16 protein-coding genes are annotated in these 23,933 nt (G+C 41.0%); 11 read left to right on the top strand and 5 right to left on the bottom strand.

The window, feature by feature from the left end; genetic code table 11:
* Positions 1 to 240 precede the first annotated feature (240 nt).
* From V7108_RS14940 to V7108_RS14920, 5 genes are all read left to right on the top strand, one after another.
* Entirely contained in the window at positions 241 to 1,398 is a 1,158-nt protein-coding gene (locus V7108_RS14940; protein WP_335568660.1) for a pyridoxal-phosphate-dependent aminotransferase family protein, read from the top strand.
* Between the two features lie 308 nt (positions 1,399 to 1,706).
* Positions 1,707 to 2,042 (top strand): hypothetical protein, encoded by a 336-nt coding sequence (locus V7108_RS14935; RefSeq protein WP_335568659.1) that lies wholly within the window; start codon positions 1,707 to 1,709, stop codon positions 2,040 to 2,042.
* A 547-nt stretch (positions 2,043 to 2,589) separates the two neighbouring features.
* Positions 2,590 to 3,831 (top strand): saccharopine dehydrogenase family protein, encoded by a 1,242-nt coding sequence (locus tag V7108_RS14930; RefSeq protein WP_335568658.1) that lies wholly within the window; start codon positions 2,590 to 2,592, stop codon positions 3,829 to 3,831.
* A complete protein-coding gene (gene nspC / locus V7108_RS14925) occupies positions 3,832 to 4,959 on the top strand; it encodes a carboxynorspermidine decarboxylase (RefSeq protein ID WP_335514601.1) in 1,128 nt (375 codons plus the stop codon). It abuts the gene before it with no gap.
* A 439-nt stretch (positions 4,960 to 5,398) separates the two neighbouring features.
* A complete protein-coding gene (locus tag V7108_RS14920; protein ID WP_335568657.1) occupies positions 5,399 to 5,656 on the top strand; it encodes a DUF2535 family protein in 258 nt (85 codons plus the stop codon).
* Between the two features lie 43 nt (positions 5,657 to 5,699).
* Here V7108_RS14920 and V7108_RS14915 read toward each other — a convergent pair whose 3' ends face one another.
* Positions 5,700 to 7,853 (bottom strand): choice-of-anchor I family protein, encoded by a 2,154-nt coding sequence (locus V7108_RS14915; RefSeq protein ID WP_335568656.1) that lies wholly within the window; start codon positions 7,851 to 7,853, stop codon positions 5,700 to 5,702.
* Positions 7,854 to 8,133: 280 nt separating this feature from the next.
* Between V7108_RS14915 and V7108_RS14910 the strand changes: the two genes are divergently transcribed.
* From V7108_RS14910 to V7108_RS14895, 4 genes are all read left to right on the top strand, one after another.
* Positions 8,134 to 8,823 (top strand): response regulator transcription factor, encoded by a 690-nt coding sequence (locus V7108_RS14910; protein WP_335514610.1) that lies wholly within the window; start codon positions 8,134 to 8,136, stop codon positions 8,821 to 8,823.
* Complete coding sequence (locus V7108_RS14905; RefSeq protein ID WP_335514613.1) at positions 8,820 to 9,824, top strand: sensor histidine kinase; 1,005 nt, start codon at positions 8,820 to 8,822, stop codon at positions 9,822 to 9,824. Before V7108_RS14910 ends, V7108_RS14905 begins: the two co-directional genes overlap by 4 nt.
* Before the next feature lie 99 nt (positions 9,825 to 9,923).
* Entirely contained in the window at positions 9,924 to 10,685 is a 762-nt protein-coding gene (locus V7108_RS14900) for an ABC transporter ATP-binding protein (protein ID WP_335568655.1), read from the top strand.
* Entirely contained in the window at positions 10,675 to 12,615 is a 1,941-nt protein-coding gene (locus V7108_RS14895) for an ABC transporter permease (protein WP_335568654.1), read from the top strand. Before V7108_RS14900 ends, V7108_RS14895 begins: the two co-directional genes overlap by 11 nt.
* A gap of 390 nt (positions 12,616 to 13,005) precedes the next feature.
* Here V7108_RS14895 and V7108_RS14890 read toward each other — a convergent pair whose 3' ends face one another.
* The 3 genes from V7108_RS14890 to V7108_RS14880 all read right to left on the bottom strand — a co-directional run bounded on the left by V7108_RS14890 (position 13,006) and on the right by V7108_RS14880 (position 20,511).
* Positions 13,006 to 14,538, bottom strand: a complete 1,533-nt coding sequence (locus V7108_RS14890) for a right-handed parallel beta-helix repeat-containing protein (RefSeq protein WP_335568653.1) — start codon at positions 14,536 to 14,538, stop codon at positions 13,006 to 13,008.
* 188 nt (positions 14,539 to 14,726) lie between these two features.
* Complete coding sequence (locus tag V7108_RS14885; protein ID WP_335568652.1) at positions 14,727 to 17,120, bottom strand: beta-glucosidase; 2,394 nt, start codon at positions 17,118 to 17,120, stop codon at positions 14,727 to 14,729.
* Positions 17,121 to 17,517: 397 nt separating this feature from the next.
* Positions 17,518 to 20,511, bottom strand: coding sequence for a fibronectin type III domain-containing protein (locus tag V7108_RS14880; protein WP_335568651.1), 2,994 nt, complete (start codon positions 20,509 to 20,511; stop codon positions 17,518 to 17,520).
* Between the two features lie 349 nt (positions 20,512 to 20,860).
* Between V7108_RS14880 and V7108_RS14875 the strand changes: the two genes are divergently transcribed.
* Together V7108_RS14875 and V7108_RS14870 are read left to right on the top strand one after the other, a co-directional pair.
* Positions 20,861 to 21,559: a class I SAM-dependent methyltransferase gene (locus V7108_RS14875; RefSeq protein ID WP_335514627.1), complete on the top strand. Its 699-nt coding sequence runs from the start codon at positions 20,861 to 20,863 to the stop codon at positions 21,557 to 21,559.
* Between the two features lie 583 nt (positions 21,560 to 22,142).
* On the top strand, positions 22,143 to 22,532 hold the full coding sequence (locus V7108_RS14870) for a DUF1259 domain-containing protein (RefSeq protein ID WP_335514630.1): 390 nt from the start codon (positions 22,143 to 22,145) through the stop codon (positions 22,530 to 22,532).
* Positions 22,533 to 22,953: 421 nt separating this feature from the next.
* Here V7108_RS14870 and V7108_RS14865 read toward each other — a convergent pair whose 3' ends face one another.
* A complete protein-coding gene (locus tag V7108_RS14865) occupies positions 22,954 to 23,871 on the bottom strand; it encodes a TRM11 family SAM-dependent methyltransferase (RefSeq protein ID WP_335514633.1) in 918 nt (305 codons plus the stop codon).
* Positions 23,872 to 23,933: the final 62 nt, after the last annotated feature.

Here is a 23,933-nt window from a genome sequence, read left to right as displayed (position 1 = left end):
ATTCTCCGCTTATATTTCACGAAACGAGCCCCATTTTTCAAATAACCGGAAATTCTCCGCTTATTTTACTTTCGTTGGTTACTTAAGCGCAAATCAACAGACTTATTTAACAAAGCCATCTGTAAAAAAAGCTTGAGGCCATCCTCAAGCCTTTTTTCCTATTCTCTCCCAAAAAGAAGGATACTGGACTATGCAACGGGAATTAATACTATTAAACAATCTGAAAATGGAGGGAAATCTATGTATCCAAATATACTAAGGCATCCTGGGCCAACTCCAATCCCTAAAAAGGTCCAGCTCGCCATGAACCATGACATGATTAGTCATCGCACCGAAGAATTCGTAAGGTTATATCAAGAAACAACCAACCGGGTAAAAACAGTTTTTGGGACTGCGCAAGAAATTTTACTGCTGCCATCAGGCGGTACGGCAGCATTAGAAGCAGCAGCCGTTAATACCGTTTCCCCAGGAGAAGAAGTGGTCGTCATCACCGTTGGCGCCTTTGGTAATTATTTCGTCTCCATTTGCGAGAAATATGGATTCAACGTACATAAGCTTGAAAAAAATTGGGGCGAAGCCTGTACCGAAGAGGATCTTAGTGAGTTCCTAAAACCTCTATCCAATATCAAGGCGGTTTTTGCAACCTATAACGAAACCTCCACCGGAATCTTAAACCCGATTGAAAAATTGGCAAAAGTAGTTCGCACCCATACCGATGCGCTATTTATTGTCGATGGGGTCAGCTGCCTTGGCGGTGCTCCGGCGGAAATGGATCAATGGGGAATTGATATTTTAGTAACAGGGTCACAAAAAGCGATGATGCTGCCACCTGGACTAGCACTTTTAAGTGTAAGTGACAGGGCATGGAACGTGATAGAGAAAACAACAAAGCCTGCTTATTACTTAGATCTTCTAAGCTATCGTGAGTGGGCTTCGAAAGGGATGACACCAAACACCCCTGCCATTTCATTGATTTTTGGACTTTCCGCTGTCTGTGATTTAATTGACGAGGAAGGCGGCTTTTCACAAACCATTGCGAGACACGAACTGATGAAGAATATGGTTCGTGCATCAATGAAGGCACTTTCGATTGGACTATTGACGGCCGATGAATATGCGTCTCCGACGATCACAGCTGTATATGCGCCAGATGGCGTGGAAGCTTCCACATTTATTGGACATCTAAAAGAAAAATATCACCTTGATTTTGCAGGCGGACTTGGCCATCTGCAAGGAAAGATTTTTAGATTTGGTCATATGGGCTATTGCTTCCCAAGTGATATCCTTCAAGCCGTTTCACTGATAGAAGCTGGGCTGCAGGATTTCTCTTACTCCTTTAAACCTGGAGCAGGGATAGCAGCAGCACAAAACGTTTTCTTGGCTGCTCAGCGGAAGTAATCTTATAGCAAAAGCGAAAGAGACATGATCGACCATGTCTCTTTTTTACATTATGATTTGAGGTTAGAGGCCACCTTAGACTCACTTCATTTACCCAAACTCTTTTTCTTCATGCTCTTCGGTCACTCTAGACATCCTGCATTGACCCAAATGCCTTTTCTTCATGCTCTTCGGTCACTCCAGACTTCCCGCATTGGTGACAGGCACCACTCTATTTGTCCTCCCGGTCAGATATGAATAATTACCAAATACATCGAATACCCATTAAAAAGAACATCTTTGCCTAATCTTTTAAGGGGGGAGTTCGGTTGAAAAAAGTGATATTTCACTCGATGATCATTCTCAGTATTTTACTCATGTTTATGAATTATATTATACCTGGGGTTGCCCTGCTCCTTTTATCTGCCTTTGTCTTTGCACCTGGAAAAAAGAAATCCAATGAAAGGTGGCAAAAATTTTATCAGAGTCCGAAAGTAAAAAAAATAAGAAAGCTCATCATGATTCTTATTTTTCTAACCATTGTTGTCCTGATCATTACCTATCCGAAATTAAATATCATTGTCCCCTTATTTTTTATCGCCGCATTGATTTCGCCATCCAAAAAAGGTCCGAATTCCAGCCATTATGACCATGATATTTTTTAACAAAATTTAGTTGAAATTTTTTTTAATTTGACTATTGCTAATCTGTAAATATATTGATAATATAAAATAGCTAATTGGAAAGCTACTATTCAAGCTATCTAGAGTCTTTCCAAGCAGATAATACTGACCACTTCCTCGCGGGAGTTAAGGCCATACGGACAGCCGGGTCAACTGCCGATTGGCAACTTTAGTTGCCCTATTGATTGAGTTAAAAGCTCAAATTTTATAAGTTGGTTACTTTACAACCAGTGCATATGCACACAACTTGTGAAACGGTCAATAAGAGTGGTAAAAGTAATTATTTGCTATATAGACTCTGATCTTAAAAAGATATAGTTTGAATATTAAGGTGCTTTCTTTGCTATTGTCTTAGGACTTTTATAGCAGACGTGTGACTTTTTTCGTCATTCGTATGCCTTTTAATATTGATATTATATCTAAAGCAAGTGTTGTGCGCAGTGATGCGCTTTTTACACTTGCTTTTTTGTTGTTCACTTGGTTTTCACGGGTTTTCAAACAAATTCTATTAAGTTAGGAGATATGGAAAATGGGAAAAGCACTTATTATCGGCGCCGGCGGCGTTGCTTCAGTAGCAGTTCATAAATGCGTTCAAAACAGCGAAGTTTTTGAAGAAATTTGTATCGCAAGCCGTACAAAATCTAAATGCGATGATCTAAAAGCAAAATTAGAGGGTACGAGCAAAACAAAAATCACTACAGCTCAAGTAGATGCGGACAATGTAGAAGAATTAATCGCGTTAATCAATGAAGTAAAACCAGATATCGTAATGAACCTAGCATTACCATACCAAGATTTAACAATCATGGATGCGTGTCTTGCAACAAAAACACACTACATGGATACAGCAAACTACGAGCCTGAAGATACAGCTAAATTTGAATACAAATGGCAGTGGGAATACAAAGAGCGTTTTGAAAAAGCTGGTATTACAGCTCTTTTAGGAAGCGGCTTTGACCCAGGTGTAACAGGCGTATTCTCTGCATATGCACTTAAGCATTATTTTGATGAAATCGAATATATCGACATTCTTGACTGTAATGGCGGCGACCACGGCTATCCGTTCGCTACAAACTTTAACCCTGAAATCAACATCCGTGAAGTTTCTGCTAACGGCAGATACTGGGAAAATGGTGAATGGATCGAGACAGAGCCAATGGAAATCAAACGCGAATATAACTTCGCTGAAGTTGGTCAAAAGGATATGTACTTGCTTTACCACGAAGAACTTGAATCTCTTGCGCAAAACATCCCAGGGATTAAGCGTATCCGTTTCTTCATGACTTTTGGTCAAAGTTATATTACTCACCTTAAAGCACTTGAAAATGTTGGAATGACGAGCATCGAGCCAATCGAGTTCGAAGGAAAGCAAATCATTCCACTTCAATTCCTGAAGGCAGTATTACCAGATCCAGCTTCCCTTGGACCACGTACAGTTGGTAAAACAAACATTGGCTGTATCTTCAAAGGGAAAAAAGATGGCGTAGATAAAACATATTATGTTTACAATATTTGTGACCACCAAGAGTGCTATAGAGAAGTCGGCTCTCAAGCCATCTCTTATACAACAGGCGTTCCAGCAATGATCGGTGCGGCAATGATCTTAACTGGCAAATGGAACAAACCAGGCGTATTCAATATTGAGGAATTTAATCCAGATCCATTCATGGAAGAGTTAAATAAATGGGGACTTCCATGGGTAGAAGATTTTAATCCAGTTCTAGTTGATGCACTTCCTGAAGAAAAAAAAATTCCGGAGCTTGTCCGATAAATGCGATTTGAAGAACTGCCAACACCGTGTTACGTAGTCGATGAAGAGCTGATTGAAAAAAATCTTAAAATCCTAAACGGTGTTATGCAGCGTACCGGAGCGAAGATTGTTTTAGCACAAAAAGCTTTTTCGATGACAACAATGTATCCCCTCATTGGAAAGTATTTAAGCGGTACAACAGCAAGCGGTTTATATGAAGCACGTCTAGGCTACGAAGAAATGGGCAAAGAAAATCATGTCTTTGCCCCTGCCTACCGTGATGACGAAATTGATGAAATTATCTCTATTTGTGATCATATTATCTTTAATTCTTTTTCACAGTTGGAAAAATTTAAAGATAAGGCGCTAAAAGCTGGTAGAAAAGTGGGCTTACGGATCAATCCTGAGCACTCTACCCAAATTGGACATGCCATTTATGATCCATGTTCACCGGGTTCTCGATTCGGGGTCATCCGTGATCAATTTCGTCCTGAATTATTAGATGGTGTTTCTGGGTTGCATTTCCACACCCTTTGTCAGCAAAACTCTGACGATTTGGAATCGACTTTGAATGCTGTTGAAGAAAAGTTCGGCGAATGGCTTCCGCAAATGGAATGGATTAACTTTGGCGGCGGTCATCATATTACGAGAGAAGATTACGATATTCCAAGATTAGAAGCTTGTATTAAAAGAATGCAGGATAACTATGGATTAGAAGTATATCTTGAGCCAGGCGAAGCGATTGCGCTGAATGCTGGTTATCTCATTACATCTGTATTAGATTTACATCAAAACCATTTGGATATTGCCATTTTAGATACATCTGCAACCTGTCATATGCCGGACGTATTGGAAATGCCTTACCGCCCGCCTTTATTTGGATCAGGCGAAGCAGGCGAAAAGCCATATACATACCGACTCGGCGGGCAAACTTGCCTAACAGGTGATGTTATCGGCGATTATTCGTTTGATCAGCCATTGAAAAGCGGCGATCGCTTAGTATTTGGTGATATGGCGATTTACACAATGGTAAAAAACACTACGTTTAACGGTATGCCCCTTCCAGCAATCGCTGTGAAAGGCAAAGATGGCGATTGTAAGGTCGTGCAGCAATTCGGTTACCAAGATTTTAAAATGAGACTTGCATAATAGGTTTTAAGGCCAGATTCTGTAATAGGGATCTGGTTTTTATTGTGGAATCGAACCTATCCGTTACCTTGAACCGCGTAAACGGGCTAGATCGGGCACGAATTAGATTCTATTCGTTACCTTCAAACAGCAAAACAAACCAAAACGGGCACGAATAGATTCTATTCGTTACCTTCAAACAGCAAAACGAACCAAAACGGGCACGAATAGATTCTATTCGTTACCTTCAAACAGCAAAACGAACCAAAATGGGTACGAATAGGGATTAATCGTGACCGCAAACCACAAGTTAGCCCAACTGTGTGGGCACGATTCTTCCAGCGGGACCACCAACTTATCATAAGTAATCTGAATTTTCCATAAACATTCACTTTTTTAATTCGATTTAGAAAAATAATACGTTATAATAGAAAGAAACTCGAAAAAAGAAGATGATATTTTGTTGTTGTTTAAGAGTCTAGAGTTTAAAAATCAAGCAGAACAGAAAATAAAAGTAATGGAAATCCCTGTTTTAGAAGCAAGTCATCCTCATTTTTTTATGATTCAAACTCGTTTGCAAACCTTTGTTTCATTCCTTCACGACAACCCACAGCAAAAAAGCTGTTATTCCTTTCGTGAATATTTAAAGCGAAAAATGAGCTGGTCAGATTTCAAAGAGCTATATCGTCTGGAAGAGGTTAATAAAAATAAAGCATAATGAAAAAACCATCCCGCACATTACGCCAGGATGGTTTCTTCATTTATGCAATTCGCCTTTTTTGATAATATACAATAATCCCGCCAATGACCACAAGAATCAATCCCGCTGCTAAGAGATTAAAATAGTTTGTTGCTGTATTCGGCAGTTTATTTCCAGTTTGGCTGGTCTTCGATTCACCAACCGTTTCCGTATCAATAGTCTGATCATCTGAAGAAGGCACTTCAACGGCTCCATCTGAATCCTGAGCGTCGCTGTCATCGTCTACAGCCGGAGGCGTTGGTTCCGTAACCGTAATGCCAGCTGTCGCGGAGTGAACTCCATCTTTGGTTTGAACGGTAATGGTTGCACTGCCGGCAGCTAGAGCAGTTACCAATCCATCGTTCGTTACCGCAGCCACTTTTTCATCAGAGCTTGTCCACGTAACTTCCTTATCCTCTGTTGTATCGGCTGGAGTAATGCTTGAACTTAATTTAACCGTTTCGCCAACTTTAAGACTTGCTTGCGTTTGTTCGAGCGTAATTTCTTCAATAAGTTTAATTGGATCCACTTGAATCTCACTTACAGAAACTGTTCCACTTACTTCGTTTCCAACTAAAACAAGCGGACGACCTGTTGGACTTACGTCTGCAGCAATAAATTCAAGTCCTTCAGGTGCTACGTCTCCTGCAATCGCTTGGGAGAAATCCCTGCTGTTAAGATAGTTGGCAAACTGTGCATTTTGTGGATTTGAAATGTTATAGGTCATAAACCCGCCGATTCTTTCAAGTCCGACAAATGCATATACCTCATCGCCAATCATGCCCACTTTGACATCTTCCGGCTCAGGCCCTTTTTTCGCACTGCGCTTTTCAAATTCATCATCATCATTTGACCAGTTAAACACGTCCGGATAACGTTCAGCTGTAATCGTTTCGAATTCACTTCCACTGTCGTAAACTAGCTCCATGGTGTCTGCTTTCCAAATAGAGAAAGAACGTCCGCCTAATGTATAAATGGCATCATTTCCACGATCTGTTAATACTTCGAGTTTCTTAAAATCATCTGAGTTTTTCATTTTATCAAATGCGGCTTGTGCTTCTTCCGCAGTCATCCCTTTAAAAAGGTCAGGGTTTAATGTTATCGTATCTTTTACATCTTTAAAATCAGCTACATTGATAAATGTTGGGTCTTCCTCTGGCCACTCGGTTGCATCCCCTTCATTCGCCGTAAGCAGATAATCAGTACCATTTATGTTTACATACGCAACAGAATCAGGCATATAGGACCCTAAAATCGGAAGCCTTTCGAGTTCGATTTTTCCATTCCTTGCAGCATCCAGTTCATTACCTGCCAAAGAATGATCTTTATATCCAAGTGACTTTACAGATAGCACTTTCCCTGCTTTGATATCAATAGTTGCAATCGCATTATTTTCTTGCAGGGTTACAAAGGCTTTCGCACCATCATTTGAAACAGCAATAAATTCAGGTTCAAAATCTTCAGCAGCTTTGGCTTTGGTTCCATTTTTTCGAATATGAACATCATCAGCAATGACACTTTCATCATCGAATTTCACTTGGGTTACTTTCCCTGTTTCAACCTCAACAATCGTAACCGAACCTTCTGGGTCTTCCCCTTTAAGTCCGCCGCGAGGCTCTGCTTCATTAGCAGAAAGTATGTACTTGCCATCAGCTGTTAACTTAACCATATCAGGCTGGACACCTGCATCGTATGTTTTTTGAATGTCGCCATCATAATTCATCACGATAATTTTTCCATTCTGGGTATAATCTTCGGCTTGAACAGCAGCCACGATGGTATCGTTAGCAGTATTCATTTCAATGCTTGTTAAGTCTCCGTAAACGAAAGTATCTGTGTTCACAGCATCTGCAATATTAATTGATTTTTCTTTTTGAAGCTGTTGTACTGTTTCGGCAGGTGTTAACCCTTTTAGACTAACAATGTCAATGGTTTGTCCATATCCATTGATTACGTAAAATTTCTCGTTGTCCGAATTGTATTTAACAATTTCAGCGACGCCGCCATCTTCATTGGTTGTACCGATGCTATATCCTGCTACTTTTTTTATGTCTAGCGTATTTGGAATTCCCGTTTCCGCACTCACATTTTGAACAGCAAATGGAACACCTGTTAGTAGTAAACTTCCGGCTAATACCATCTTACTGAACATGTTGAGCTTAAAATGACTCTTCATTTTTTTTATTTCCCCCTGTTAGTTAATGCTGCCTTATATATTGCGACATATTTTGACAACTAGTACTATAGTAGCAAAGGAGTTTATAGATTCTATTGAATATTTGTAAAATTACTGTAAAGATTGTTATGTGGACTTATACCTCTAATTTGTTTTTTAAAATCGCATTAAACCGATTCGCTTCGGATACTCGTTCATGCATTAAAATCTTCAACCTAGCACCAAGAAAATTTTTCCTATACAATTTAGGTAAGGAAAAGCAAAAAGTGTGGTGAATCATTTGTTTAAATTATTGTTAATTGAAGATGACGAAACATTATTTAATGAAATCAAAGATAGGTTGGCTGGGTGGTCTTACGATGTATTTGGTATTGCTGATTTTGGTCAAGTGTTTCAAGAATTCACAATGATAAAACCTGATTTAGTCATTATTGATATTCAATTGCCAAAATTTGATGGGTTCCATTGGTGCCGAATGATTCGATCCAATTCAAACGTTCCCATTCTATTTTTATCTTCCCGCGATCATCCTACTGATATGGTTATGTCCATGCAGCTTGGTGCAGATGATTTTATTCAAAAGCCTTTTCATTTTGATGTACTCATTGCGAAGATACAGGCGATTCTTCGGCGGGTATATAATTACAATAATGAACCAATTTTACTTAAAACATGGTGCGGTGCAACAATAGATTTTGAGAGAAATTCTGTCATGAATGACTCAGGTTCAATTGAGCTAACAAAGAACGAAATTTATATTTTAAAACTACTAATTGACCAGAAGAATAAAATAGTTAGCCGGGAGGAATTAATCAAAAGCTTATGGGATGATGAGCGCTTTGTAAGCGATAATACCTTAACTGTCAATGTAAACCGATTACGAAAAAAACTGGAGGAGCTTGGCTTAGGACAGTTTATCGAAACAAAAGTTGGTCAAGGTTATATTGCTAAAGAGAGAGATTTCGGATGATCAAAAAATTTTTAATTGAAAGACGCAGCTGGATTATTCTCTTTTTATTTTTACATTTTTTTTTCATCCTAGTTGCTTATTTTGATACAACAATCCCATTAATGCCTATCGTCTACATTGTCTTTTTATCAACGATTATTTTCATCCTATTTTTAATGATCCGCTACAATAATGAAACAAAATTTTATAAAAGTATAGAAGCATGGGAAAACAATCTTGACTTAACGAGTATATCTAATCCAGATAGTCCTTTTGAAAAAATCATTGAAAATGCAGTTACGAACCAGACTGAATTACTGAAACAAATTGCTTCACAAAATCTGATTTCCCTAGAGCAGGAGAAAGACCAATTATTATCTTGGATTCATGAAGTTAAAACACCGTTAACAGCTATACGATTAATGATTGATCGAATAGACAATAAAACAATGAAATCTCAATTAACCTATGAATGGTTACGAATTCATCTACTACTAGACCAGCAGCTTCATCAAAAACGTATACCATTTATAGAAAATGATTTGTATATTGAGGTTATAGATTTAACCGTCTTAATTACGAAGGAAATTAAAGATTTACAATCATGGTGTATTCAAAAAGGAATGGGCTTTGATTTACAAATAGAGGTTAAAGAAGTACTTAGTGATGCCAAATGGCTAGCCTTTATCATCAGACAGCTATTAACAAATGCAATAAAATATAGTGATGCTTCCGATATTATCATTAAAAGCTATCAACAAGATGAACAGACCATTCTTGAGGTAAAAGACTTTGGCCGCGGCATCGATCCAAAGGATGTATCTCGTATATTTGATAAAGGCTTTACATCAACTGCAAAACATCAAGATAATGCTGCAACAGGCATGGGGTTATATTTAGCAAAAAAATCAGCAAAGCCATTATTAATTCATATAGAAGTACATTCAACACTTGGAACGGGTACGACTTTTACATTGATCTTTCCAAAAAGAAATCAATTCCTTCATATCACAAGCATGTGACAAAATTGTCACATGCTTTTATTATTTGTATCATCAATCGAAGGAATTGAACAACAAAGCCATTTATACTAAAACTATCAAATCATGGGGTGTGTGGATATGAATATATTAGAGGCAGCAAAAATTCATAAAAGTTATGGCAATAAATTTAACAAACAAGAAGTACTGAAGGGCCTGGATGTAACCATTAAAAAAGGGGAATTTGTTAGTATCATGGGAGCATCGGGTTCAGGGAAAACAACTCTGCTCAATGTTCTTTCATCCATTGATAAAGTTAGTTATGGGACAATTAATATCGAGGGAAAAGAAATGACAGCAATGAGGGAAAAGCAATTAGCTGAATTTCGAAAGAATCATCTAGGATTTATTTTTCAAGAATATAATTTACTAGATACATTAACAGTTAAAGAAAATATACTCTTACCATTATCGATTACAAAAACACCAAAGAGCGAAGCAAATCATAAATTTCATACTTTGGCTGAAGAGCTCGGCATTTATGACATTAAAGATAAATATCCAAATGAAATTTCCGGTGGACAAAAACAACGTACGTCTGCAGCTCGAGCCTTTATTCATGAGCCAAGTATTATTTTTGCTGACGAACCAACCGGAGCGCTCGATTCAAAATCCGCTTCAGATTTGTTAAACAAACTAAGCGATTTAAATCAAAAAAGAAATGCAACGATTCTAATGGTTACCCACGATCCAGTCGCAGCAAGCTATTGTAACCGTGTTATTTTTATCAAAGACGGACAAATTTATACTCAATTAACAAAGGGGGAAGAATCTAGACAGAACTTCTTCCATGACATCATGAAAACACAAGGAGTATTAAGCGGGGTGCAAAATGAGCATTAATCAACTCATCTTTCAAAACCTGAAAAAGAATATCAAAAATTATTATCTCTATGTGTTTGCTTTAATCTTTACGGTCTCTCTTTATTTTGCCTTTGTCACACTACAATATGACCCTGCTATGGATAAAACAAAGGGTTCGATTAAAGGTGCAGCTGCAATGGGAACAGCATCCGTTTTACTCGTTGCAATCGTCTCGATTTTTCTTTTATACGCAAATAACATTTTTATTAAACGACGCAGTAAAGAAATCGGTTTATTTCAGTTAATAGGAATGACAAAAGGCCGAATCTTCCGCATTCTCACATTTGAAAATTTAATCCTATATTTCAGTTCCTTATTCATTGGAATCTTTATTGGGTTTTCTGTTTCAAGATTAATCATGATGATCTTACTGAAAATAACAGGTGTTGAGTCCGCTGCCACATTAAGATTTTCAACAGAAGCATTGGTGAAAACGGTTGTTGTCTTTTCTATTATCTATATCTTTATTATGTTGATGAATTATATATTTATTAAAAGACAAAGTATCTTGTCCTTATTTAGAGTTCTTTCATCAACAGAAGAAAAAGTTAAAAAAGTGTCCTTGTTTGAAATGATCTACGGAATTTTAGGTATCTTAATGATCCTTTTAGGCTATTATATTTCATCCAAATTATTTGGCGGGGACTTTACAACAATGGCTGAACTATTCTTAGCCATGCTCTTCATTTTAGCCTCTGTTATTATTGGGACTTATCTTTTTTACAAAGGATCCGTTCGATTTATCTTTTATGTGATTCGAAAAAAGAAAGGTGGTTATTTGAATATAAATGAAGTATTATCTCTTTCATCCATTATGTTTCGGATGAAATCAAATGCTCTATTATTAACGATTATTACGACTGTATCCGCACTTGCTATCGGCTTGTTATCCTTAAGCTATATTTCGCACTTCTCAGCAGAAAGATTAGCCGAAAATAATGTGGTTGCTGATTTTTCAATGACAAATAAACAAGATGCTGAAGACTTTAAAGAAGCGTTAGCAGGAAATGAAATTAAATATAATGAAAAAATGATCGAAGTCATTCAGGTCCATGCAAACTTAGAAAAAATAACGGAAATAAATATAGAGGAGCTAAATTCTGATCCAAAGAACATGACCATTCCTGTCATCAGTGACAAGGCCGCCAACAGTATTGATTTATCTGCAGAGGAAACCCTTTTTACCGGTTATAATGATACAATAGAAAAATTTATGCCGCTAAAAAGTTCAGGTCAAATCGAATTAAAAGGGATAAATGAAGTGATACCGCAAAATTATATCGGCCTAAGGAAGGACTACATCGTATCATTCCGTTTTACAAGCGGTGGATTCCCCGTCGCCATTGTGGATGAAACTATTTTTGAGCGATTAAAAAAAGATATTGACCCAGAAATTCAAAAGGAATCCACTCTTTATATTGGAATTAAATTGCAAGATGAAACCAAAATGGTAGAAGCCAATGATCTTTTTCAAGATATAAATTTTACTGGTAAAAATGATTCAGTTCTAGAAATGAGCAATAATCAGAAAAGAAACATCGGGCTTATCATGTTTATCGTTGGATTTTTAGGATTAACCTTTTTAGTTACCTCTGGATGTATTTTATACTTTAAACAAATGGATGAAAGCGAAGAAGAAAAGCCGAACTATACGATATTAAGAAAGCTTGGATTCACTCAAGGAGACTTGTTAAGAGGCATTCAAGCCAAGCAAATCTTTAATTTTGGTATCCCTTTAGTTATTGGCTTAGCCCATAGTTATTTTGCCGTAAAATCTGGTTGGTTCATGTTTGGTACTGAATTATGGACACCAATGATAATGGTCATGTTATTATATACCGCATTATACTCGATTTTCGGTATACTATCCGTCCTCTATTACAAAAAGGTGATTAAAGAGGCACTATAATCATAGAAAATGATAAAGCTCCAGTCTAATATGGCTGGAGCCTAATTTAATTTAAGCTTTTAGTAAATAACCCCATTTACTTATGGTACGGTTCACCGTGATGTATCTAAATGAGGTTCCCTTGGATTATTTTAGATAACAAAAAGAATGCTAAAATCAAAGCACCCTTTTTGTTAAAAAACCCGTCACTTTCATTTAAATAGAAGTCCTATCATTAATTAAGTAACCAGCGAAAGAAAAAATAAGCGGAGGTTTTCCGGTTATGCAAAGCAAAATCCCCCATTTTCACGTTTTTCGAGTCAATAGGCGGAATTTTTCCGTCTATTTAGATTCTTAAATTTAAAATGTGTTATTGCGAGTGAAAAAAAGTTTTTTGCCTAAAAGCCTCATTTACTTATGGTCCCTAGTCGAGTTAGATCGCTGAGCCGACCGGCTCACCTCAATCCCGTCGGCCACCCTCAGCTCCGCTCCGTCGATGCCGTCGACGACGTTTTCGACCATGCTGAGGTCCTCCCCTGCATCGATCCTGATGCCGTTGGCTGCCTGTCGAATGACGTTGGACTCGATCCTGATGCCTGAGGGGATTCCTTTGCCCCGCCCGTCAGCACCACGGTCCTCATCGAGCCGGATGGCCCAGAACCCGTCCTTCCCCCCTGTGATGTGGTTACCGCGCAACTCCGTGCCCGGCGCATTGCGGACCTCGATGCCGGCTTTCGAATCCTTCCCGGCGGTGATCCTGTTGTCCTCGATGAGGGTGTCAGGAGTTCCCAGGATGACGAGGACTCCCTGACGATTTTCAATTAGGTCGTTGGAGTGGACCCAGTTTCCTGGTCCTGAGGCGTCGTGTTTGTTCTTGGCCCCGCCGGAATTGCCCAGCGCGATGCCCGCCCGCTGTCCGCCGATGACCGTGTTGTTCCGGATCTCGTTCAGGTATTCACCCTCGCCGTGCAGATCGATGGCGTCGAGCAGGCTGCCGGTGATGGTATTCTCCGCCACGAGATTGTTGTGCGTGGGGAACTGCAGCAGAATAGCGTGCCGCAGATGCCTGCCATCGAAGGTATTGCCGATGACGACATTGTGCCGGGAATCGTTGGCGGCATCCGGGTCGTTCTGGTCCGCTGTGCCCTCGATAGCGATGCCGTAGCCCTGGCCGCCAGGGCCGACGGCAGTTGCCTCACTGACGTAGTTTCCAGAGAGAGTCACTTCACTGCTGGCCTTGACGGAGATCCCGTGGCGCTCGAACCTGCGGATGCCCAGGTTCTCCACAAGGACCCGGGAGCTGGCCTTCCCTTTGTGGGCTCCGAGGTAAATCCCGTACATCGGGCCGCCACCCGCATCGCTGTCGTCAGGGTCGTCGCCGAGTGGACCCTTATGACGGGAGGTAATGGTGAAGTCGGCGACGATGACGTCGTGGACGCCGGAGCCGCGGATCACCCGGCTGTCATCCTCGCCGTCGAGGGAGGTCAGCAGCACGGTTCTCTCCTTGCCCTCTCCGCGAAGGTCCACACCGCTGCGCAACACGATGTTCGCCGACTCGTCGGCCGGGTCAGTGGAGCGCAGGTCATACGTGCCGGCCGGTAGCATGACCTCGTCTCCTTGTTTGGCCGCGTCCAGGGCCGCACGGATGGCTGCTGCGTCGTCTTGTGAGTCCGGATCCGGATCTGCCCCGAAGTCCATAACGTCCAAGGTCCTGCCAGTGGCCGGACCGGGCGTCGGCACCTCGATTGGCGCACCGGACCTGTCCACCAAACCGGGTGCCTGCCAGTCACCGTGCTCGGACGGGGCGGGTTCCACGGCGTCATCGCTCCCGGCCGGCCCTTCGGATTCCGCAACGGCACATCCGGTCAAGAGGACCATCAGGCCAAAGACCACACACCACAAATGCGCCGGACCTCTCCTGCTTTTTTGAACGGATTCTTTCATAATACTTCTCACGTCCTTCCTTAACTTTCTTCGTCTCATTCGTCGCCCATGAAGATGTCTATAAAAGCAATGAGCCCGCTGAGCTCGGCTTGATTAACCGTGCCTGCGGGCTCACTATCTTCGGAGTGCCTGACGATTTCTCCCCAGTCGCCGACGTCATCCCATAGTCAAAGGTCTATCGATGTGATTTACCTTTTGAGTTTGAAGTTCAACGGGACGTCCTTTACTAACGGGGTGTCTGTTGAGGAACCACCGACATGCACGCGGTATTTTCCGGCAGCTGTAGCCCACTCGCCGTCAGCCCAGTTCGCCAGGTTGCCCGGTTCTTTCGGAATGAAATAGGAGAACGGGTGGTTGGAACCGGCCTGGTTAATCCGCAGATTCACTCGCTTGCTCTCACCGGGCTTAAGATCAACCTTCTCGAAGTTAACGAGTCGCTTGGCCGGCTGTCCCGCCACATCCGGCAGGGTCAGATAAACCTGTGCCACTTCTTTGCCGGCAACTTTACCGGTGTTTGTGATGGTGAAGGTCACATCAATACCAGTCAACTTTCCTTTATCACGGACCCTATTCACCTTGAGATTTCCATACTTAAAGGTCGTGTACGACAGGCCGTAACCAAATGGGAAGACAGGCTTCACTTTGTTGGCCTCGTACCAGCGGTAGCCCATCTGAAGTCCCTCTGTGTACTGGGCAATTAACTGGTCGGAACCGTTACCGTACGGGCCAGGGCCTCCTGGCTTGCCAGTCTTTTGACGGGTTCCGGGGAACTGCTTCTCGGTCGCGAAGGCGGCCTCACGCTCAGTGGCACCGAACGTCATCGGCAGCTTGCCGGACGGATTGACCTTACCGTAGAGCAGATTGGCGACGGCATTGCCATCCTCCATACCCGGATACCATGCTTCGAGGACTGCAGGGACCGTATTCAGCCACGGCATGAGCACCGTACCGGAAGTTTTCAAGACCACAACCGTTTTCTTTGCATTGGCTTTCAGAACCGCGTCAATCATTGGCTCCTGCTTCACCCAGTTCTCTGGGGCCGCGTTCATGTCGACGGGAATGGCCGGGAAGCCGAGAGTTTCGCGGTCTACGGTCTCACCCGGGGTGTCGCCGATCATGAGCAGCACGACGTCAGACTCAGCGGCTAGCTTGGCAGCAGCCTGCGGGTCACGGCCATCGTTATATGTCACCTTTGTGCCGTAGCCCCGCTCCTTGATGACATTCTCTAGACCCTGTTTTGGTGTGACCGTATAAGGGGTCACAACGTTCTCGTTGTTTATCCGAATGGAGCGCGGGGACATCTTGGCCATACCGGCGAACCACTCGACACCGATCAGCGCGATTGATTTCGGCTTGCCGTCCAGCGGCAGGAAGCCTTTATCGTTCTTCAACAGCACGGCCCCTTCCTCGGCCATCTTCCGAGCGCTGGCGCCGTTGGCCATCGGATCGACGATCTCCGGCAGGAACTTGTCGAAAGGCTTATCCATGTGGCCGAACTCGATCATCTTGATGTACCGTGGACGAAGTAGATTGTCAATGTCGTTCTCGGTCACCTCACCCGAGTCAATGGCCTGCTTGATCTTCGCTTGAGTGTAGTACTGCGGTGCCCAGTCGAGTTCAACATTCGTGCCCGCCTTGATGGCAGATACCGTGTTGTGAATCGCGCGACGGTCACTCATCACGTAACCGCCGAAGCCCCAGTTTCTCCTTAGTGCATCTTGCAGCAGTTCAGGGCTGTCACAGGCATAGGTGCCGTTGACATCTGGGAACGAGCACATCACGGAGGCTGGGTTAGCACCCTTGACGGTCATCTCAAATGGCAGCATGTACAACTCATTCATCGCCTTTGAGGGAACCTGGACACCCATCGTCCAACGCTCGGTTTCTTGCTCGTTGCCAGCTAGATGCTTGAGTTGGGCCTGGACCCCTTGTTTTTGGATGCCCTTGACCTGCTCGGTCGCCAGGATACCCGTTAGGTATGGGTCCTCACTGAAGTACTCATAGTTCCGGCCACCGTACGGGTGACGCACAAGGTTCATACCAGGTCCAAGCATCACATGATGCGCGAAGGCACGTGTCTCCTGGCCGAGGATTCGACCGGCCTCATAGTTCAGCCCGCGGTTGAAGGTCGCGGCCATAGCCACGGTGGACGGCAGGCCCGTCGCCACCGGGTCATTATGACACGATCCGCCCTTCACACCCGTACCGCCGTTGGTCATTCGTACTGTGGGGATACCCAGTTCCTCGATTCCACGAATCTGACGGCCGGTGTCCTGAAACTCACAGCCGGGCAGAGTACCCTGAGGCGGGAATACACCGCTCTGGTACTTGTTAGTACCGCCTCTTTTAATGACGATTGTTTCACCTTTGTCGTTCTCATTGAAGCGCGATATGGCGATTTGCTGAATTTTCTGTTCCAGCGTCATCGCATCGAGAAGCAGCTTGGTACGCTCCTCAGCAGAAAGCTTTGTGTTCATCCAGGGCTTGGTCCCTTGCGCCATAACGTTCATCACATTCGTAGGCATTAGGAACGTAGAAATGAAGAGTATTGCTGTCAATAAAATTGAAATCATTCTTTTCATCTGACTATCTCCTTTACATCTAGTTGTCTATTGGAATATTCATTTCATTTTAATATCTCCCATACAGCTAGTTGTCTATTCGTATTAAAATAATTCGTTTTTAAAAGCCGTAAAAAGCCGTGGTTTTGATTCAGATTTTCATGAGGAAGGAGATTATATTTTCTATACAAATAGAGGAGAGTTGTGGGAATTTCACTCGATGATCGCCACCAACCTTTTTAGTAGAAACCTTTATTCTCGGAATTGGCCAAAATCTTGAGCAGCAATCACTCCAGAACTTACAAAAACTAAGTGAATTACGAAAAATGTATAAAGACCAATTACCAAAGCTGCCGTAGTTCTATTTAAAAAAAATAGCCTGACCCCATTGTGAGGTCAAGGCTATACCAATTGCCTATCAAGAATTTTGCTTTCTTCTTCGCAGCCAAAGTACTCCAAACGCGAGTAAAACAAATCCAATTAAGACGTTATTGTACATATTGCTTGCTGTGTTTGGCAGGTTGCTTCCACCGCTGTTTTGATTGCCATTTGGCGTTTGAACTTGGGCTTGATCATCCGTTACAGGATTTGTTTTTTGATCAGTTGGAGCCTTTCCTTCTTCCCCAACAGCTCCATCACCAGGTTTTTCCGTTCCCTCTCCGGGATTCTTCTCGTCTCCAGCTGTCTTAACAACAGTCGTTCCATAAATGAAGCGTTCAAAGTCAGCACTCATTCCAAAAACTTCAATCATATACTCTGTATCAGCTTGAAGATCAGTTAGGATATAGGAAGAATCCTGAATTTCAGATGTAATTTCTTTCCCATCCACCATGAGATAGTAAGTGTAATCCACATTTCCATCTTCCGGAACAGGCAGCCAACGAATCTCTACAGAATCCTTCGTTACGTTATGTGCTGAAATATCGAGATATTCATAACTAACCATGACCCCATTGTCTTGTAATGTCTGGACCACAGACTGATCGTCAGATCCTTCCGTTAAATCTAATGGATTCTTCATGACTAAAACAAATTGTAAATTCTCTAATGCCAGCAAGCTTGAAATGTCTTCAATTTCGTTATAGCCGATGTTAAGATATTCGATATTTAGTCCTGATAATGCCTGGATATCGTTGACGTTGTTTCCTTGGAAGGAGAGCAGGCTAAGGTTTGACAATTGCGATAAAGAACGGATATCCGTTATTTCATTATGATCGAGCACTAACGATACTAGATTTGTTAATGAAGCTAAACCTGAAATGTCTGATAGCTTATTCTTGCTCAAAGATAAATGCACTAAATTGGTTAATCCTGCGATCGGCTCTAGATTACTTACTTCGTTTAAATCTAATAGCAATTCCTCAAGATTAACAGCGTACTCTAATCCATCAAGGGCCTTAATCCCTCGATTGCTGGCATCTAAGCTTGTCAGAACTTTCATATCACTCTCGTATAAATCGCGGGAGCGAATATGCAATGCATCATGTACCGCCTTTTCTAGAGCTTCGTCCTTAAACTGAACCAACTCACCCTCTGGTATAGATGGTGTCTTCACATAGGAATACGCACTTCCCCAAATAATACCATCCTTATCGATGGCATCGATTGAAATCTCATATTCTGTTAATGGCTCAAGATCCGTTAACAGATATTCATTCTTACCAACTGGAATTTCTGCAGCTAACTCACCATTAAGATAAAGGTTATAGGTACTTACGAAATCAGTAACTCTTGGGAAACTAATTTCTATTGCAACGGAGGATTCAGTTACATCCTGAATCAATATTTCGTTGTCTTCTAACAGCCACTCAACGGTAACACCAGCTGCGAGAAGGCTTTTTAAAACCTCAGCATTTTCTGAGCCTTTTGAAAAATCAAGACTCTCATTACGGTATAACGTCACATATGAGAGCTTCGGCAATTCATCAAGGACACGAATATCCTTAATTTGATTGAAAGATAATAACAAGGTTTCAAGATTCTTGAGATTGATTAAATCTTCTAGACTCGTAATTAAATTTTCATCTAAATCTAAAGATACTAGATTGGTTAGGTTTGCTATCGGCGAGAGATCTTCAATCTGGTTACCATATAGCAAGAGGTCATCTAGATTGATTGCAGATTCGAGGCCTGTTAGATTACGAATATCCGAATAGCCTGCATCAAGACTAGTCAAATTTTCCATGTCATCTGTGTAGATATCACGATGAGTGATTTTCAATTGTTCCTTGATAGCATTTTTTAAATTTTCATCGGCAAATGCAACGATTTCACCTGTTGGAGAAGCTGATGTTGTAACATCTGCCGTTAAGGTCTCAGTCGCTCCATCCTTGTAGATATAATCTACTCTCACCTGATACAGAGTTTCCGGTGATAACCCAGAATACGTGTAAAAAGTATTAAATTGGTCAGTAATTTCTTCAACCAGCTCATCATCTAAATACACAAGGTATTTATCACCTTCTTGGAAATCGACAGGCTCATCCCACCAGATTGAAATAGATTGTTCCGTCTTTCCTTCAATCTTCAAAACCTTCTTGATAATCAGCTGCTCATCAGGCAATACCACATCAATTGGGTTTGTTACATAATCAATTCCACTTTCAATCGTGAACTCCGCACGAATGACTTCTCCCGTTGAGTAGTTGTCCGTACTCAGGGTGTAAGTTCCGATTGGAAGTTCGATGTTACGGGATTCTGTATCGTAGTCTACAAAATATCCTTCATCATCCAAATCACCAAAATAACTTACTTTAGTACCTTTTTCACTTACACCGTCAACGGTAAAATCAAATATCCAAGGAATGTTTCCTTGATCCGTCATCACTTTAATGTTTGTGACGACATCTGCTTCAGAGATATCTGCCAATTTGACTTCAATTTCTTCAGTTTTCCCAACAGAGGTGTCTGCCAATTTGACTTGTATTTCTTCTGCTAGTCCAACAGAGGTATCTGTCAATTTGGCTTGTATTTCTTCTGCTTGTCCAACAGAGGTATCTGTCAATTTGGCTTGTATTTCTTCTGCTTGTCCAACAAAAGTATGTTTCACTGGCGCACTTACTACTTTTTCACCTGTGGATAAATAGGCAGCAATTTCGTATGTATAGACTGTATTCATTTCGACATCTTGATCCTCGTAGGAATACCGCTTTACATTGTTTTCTGCTGATTCATGTAAGGCTGCCTGTTCAATGTCAACAACTTCGCCATTTTTTATTAATTGGTAGTTCGTAAGCTCCTCGTCCTGTTTGTTCACCACTTCCCAAACAAGAACCGTAGATTCTTTTTTATCCGTAACGTCGAGCAACTGTAGTCCCGCTGCTGCAAAAGTCTTCGAACTTGCAAACGGACTAAACAAAGAAAACAAGAATACTAGAACGATTGAAAGATTCATCCATTTACCTTTACGCAAATCCCAACCCCCTTATATAAAATTTTCCTAACATAATTATTATATAGGGTTTGTGGGCCATTTGGTATTAGTTTTTTCTAAAATTTTACATATTTCGTGAGTCTAAATGTTCGTGACTTTCCCCTTTTCCACTTCAACAATCGTAACCGATCCTTCTGGGTCTTCCCCCTCAAGTCCACCTTCACAAACAATTACCTTACCTTAATGACAAATTGCAGGGAAATTTATATCCATGCCCCTAGTTCTGCAGACCGTTCACCGTAACTTTCAATGGAAGGAACCATCCTATTTATATATTCATATTATACAAATAAGATAAATGGAGAAGGTGGTTCTCATTAGGGCTTCAATGTATTTAGATTTTTTGTCCAAATTTGGCGTTAGTGGTGCACATCCTGGTGGTATTAAACTAACACAGCAAATATTCGAGAATGAAAAGATTAGCAAATTTTCTCGAATTTTAGATGTAGGTTGTGGTACTGGCCAAACGGCTGCCTATTTAGCGGGACGTTATGGTGCAAAAGTAACAGGGATGGATATTAATCCAATCATGGTGGGAAAAGCAAAAAATAGAATGATATCCTACCAATTACCGGTGAAAATTATTCAGGGCTCAATAGAGAAATGTCCGTTACCAGACAGTCAATATGATTTTATTATTTCCGAATCTGTTCTTTCTTTTGTCAACAAGCCTAGAGCACTTAAAGAAATATTTCGATTATTAAAGAATGGCGGCCGGTTTATTGCAAATGAGCTTACTGTTAATAGAAGGATTGGGGCGAATTTCGAGAAGGAAATTAAACAATTTTATGGGTTAGATTCTATTCTTATGGAAAGGGACTGGTTAACCTTATTTGAACAGGCTGATTTTAAAAATATAAAAACGATTTTAACAAAGTCATCTATCCTCCAAAACGATTCACTACCCGAATTCCAATACTCTGAGTATATTGAACCTGAACTCTATGAAATCATGCAGCAGCATTTTAATTTAATGGCAAAATATCAGGGGACTTTGGACTACAGGGTATTTTTATGTACCAAATAGTCATTTAGAAACTTTCATATCGAAAAAATTTATAATTGACTGCCCACAATGCAATTTAACTTATATATAGAAAAGGCCTGTAGGGACATATCCACTACAAGCCTTTTTTGCATCGTTTTTAAATAAAGAATGGGAAAAATGGTCCGAATCTTCTGATTCCAAAAAAAGGAAACCAAATAACCCAAAAGGTCCAAAGAATGGGGAAAACTGTCTACTTTCACTACTTTCTTCCATTGTATGCGCTGGCATATGAGAATGCCCCGTCTTCGGCATAAGGATATACATTTTGTCCCTGTCATAACTATGAAGTATCCCCTGATAAACAGAGCCATCATTTAATTCAACTTGAACAATTTGATATAAATGCTGCTTGCACTTTTTATGGAAATCATTTATATGATCTCTTTCATTAGTACGGATTGTAGAATGACTAGGAGGCTATCTATATACTGTATCAGTGTATTGTCGCTTAGAGCAAAGGCAGTTATACAGCGATTGATTATTTTTCAGAAAGTGCAATACAAGTTACTAAACGTTTCCCCAAAGCATAATTTAAATAAATTGATTATAGGGGAGAGTTCTTATGCAAAATATCAATACAGTTTGTCAAGAATTTGGTCAAATCTTAAAAGAAACTCCCAAAATTCATAATGGGGTTTGCACTGTAGAAATTATGCGTAATCTAAATGTCACAATTCAAGGTCGTCCCAGTCGTGGTGAACTTCATGCAGCAATATCCTTTGAATCCTTGGATTATGAAGGTAATGCACTTAATCTTGGTGAAACAGTTATACTCGATGAAGAGATTCCGAAGTTTTCAGCAATTCTAATTAAAAATGGGATAATCATAAGCGCAATTCATAATCATTGGCTGTACACAAAACCAAACATTCTTTATATTCACTTTCAATCCGTTGAACCACCATTAAACTTTGCCCGTAAAGTTGCAGAAGCATTTAAGGTGCTAAGGTGATTTAAAAATCAATCTCATAGCACCTTTTAAAAAAGCCTGTCACTTCCATTAAAAAATTGGCCCAACAATTAACTTCATCAATTGCTATTTCCTGAACAAAAGCTAACTACTCCATACATTTATGATTGGTACAACGTCAGTTTAACCTAAAGGACATTTTGCAGATATTTTAAAAAAACTTTACGTCCTTTGAAAAAAAAGTGATTCCTATTATATAATTTTTGTTCTGATGGAAGATTGGTATTTTTTCCGACATAATTACACATTTTTAGCTTACCCCGTTAAAAGTTTGCTCGACTTCGGACACGTCCTTGCTTCTTTGGGCCCTCCTTGTCCGAAATTAGCTCAGCTTCGATCATTTGCCTTTATGGAAGAGGAACCATATTTCAGTTCACAGTGATTAATACAACCAACCCTTTCTTTATCTGCACACAATTACTTCCCGAGTAAATCCTCCTTTTTTCGCAACCGCTCGATCGACAATAACAAATCCAGCACGCCTTAAAATCTCATCAATCGGTTCAACGGTTACCACGACGACTCGATCCGCAAACATCCGCGCACTTTGAAGCATTTCCTGCTGTTCATCCGGTGAGATCACCGAACACAGGTTGTAGGGTAAATCAATGATTGCGACGTGATAATGCTGCGTAATTTCGCGCATATCTTTATACTTCACTTCAGCCTTATAGCCAAAGTGAGCGATATTTTCTCGTGTCCCGGCAAGGATTACTGGGTTATTGTCGCTCCCGACAATATCCATCCCCATCGACAGTGCCTCCACAAGAACAGTCCCAATCCCGCAGCAAGGATCAATCGCCTTTATCCCGTTTGGATCAGGAATGGCGATATTTACCACTGCCCTCGCCACACGTGTGCTAAGTGCAGTGGAGTATTGGTGCGGTTTATGTTGATGATGAAACCAGACAGACTCAGCTTTCACATAATCACCGAAAACCCATCTTCCGTTTACATACATAACCGCAAACAACCGCTGTGGATTACGTAAATCTCCCACACCCTTAATCATTAACCCAACTTCACGCTCAATCACACGGCGCTTCTCAAATGATTCCTCACCATTTTTCACATAAATCACTTTAAACGTTTCTCCAGTAACCTCGAAACCGCCAACTATCTCGAGAAGCTCTTGAAGGCTTTCTCCCTCAAAAATCACCGCAATTCTTTCCTTGATAAACGGACTTCGACTGGGATCTATTTTTACAGGACTTTCAAGAATGTTATTTTGGGTTTCAAAACTAAACAAAGAGCGCATTTCTAAGGCCCGCAAAGATTGTTCATCTTCATATCCTGCGTACGTATAGATATAGGTGGCCAATTTGGGCTCCTCCTTTTATATAATGATTTTTCTAAAATAAGACATCCTAATAATACCACCTA

It is taken from the genome of Neobacillus vireti (assembly GCF_036962345.1).
Taxonomy (GTDB): Bacteria; Bacillota; Bacilli; order Bacillales; family Cytobacillaceae; genus Neobacillus; species Neobacillus vireti_A.
The sequence above is the reverse complement of the archived record's forward strand: the minus strand, read 5'-3'. Positions and strand labels throughout refer to the sequence as shown.

What these genes read in the sequence shown, in the direction of transcription:
- V7108_RS14875 (WP_335514627.1), top strand. Translation starts at nt 20,861, where the DNA reads ATGTATTTAGATTTTTTGTCCAAATTTGGCGTTAGTGGTGCACATCCT.
- V7108_RS14885 (WP_335568652.1), bottom strand. Translation starts at nt 17,120, where the DNA reads ATGAAAAGAATGATTTCAATTTTATTGACAGCAATACTCTTCATTTCT.
- V7108_RS14895 (WP_335568654.1), top strand. Translation starts at nt 10,675, where the DNA reads ATGAGCATTAATCAACTCATCTTTCAAAACCTGAAAAAGAATATCAAA.
- V7108_RS14900 (WP_335568655.1), top strand. Translation starts at nt 9,924, where the DNA reads ATGAATATATTAGAGGCAGCAAAAATTCATAAAAGTTATGGCAATAAA.
- V7108_RS14940 (WP_335568660.1), top strand. Translation starts at nt 241, where the DNA reads ATGTATCCAAATATACTAAGGCATCCTGGGCCAACTCCAATCCCTAAA.
- V7108_RS14915 (WP_335568656.1), bottom strand. Translation starts at nt 7,853, where the DNA reads ATGAAGAGTCATTTTAAGCTCAACATGTTCAGTAAGATGGTATTAGCC.
- nspC (WP_335514601.1), top strand. Translation starts at nt 3,832, where the DNA reads ATGCGATTTGAAGAACTGCCAACACCGTGTTACGTAGTCGATGAAGAG.
- V7108_RS14890 (WP_335568653.1), bottom strand. Translation starts at nt 14,538, where the DNA reads ATGAAAGAATCCGTTCAAAAAAGCAGGAGAGGTCCGGCGCATTTGTGG.
- V7108_RS14905 (WP_335514613.1), top strand. Translation starts at nt 8,820, where the DNA reads ATGATCAAAAAATTTTTAATTGAAAGACGCAGCTGGATTATTCTCTTT.
- V7108_RS14870 (WP_335514630.1), top strand. Translation starts at nt 22,143, where the DNA reads ATGCAAAATATCAATACAGTTTGTCAAGAATTTGGTCAAATCTTAAAA.
- V7108_RS14930 (WP_335568658.1), top strand. Translation starts at nt 2,590, where the DNA reads ATGGGAAAAGCACTTATTATCGGCGCCGGCGGCGTTGCTTCAGTAGCA.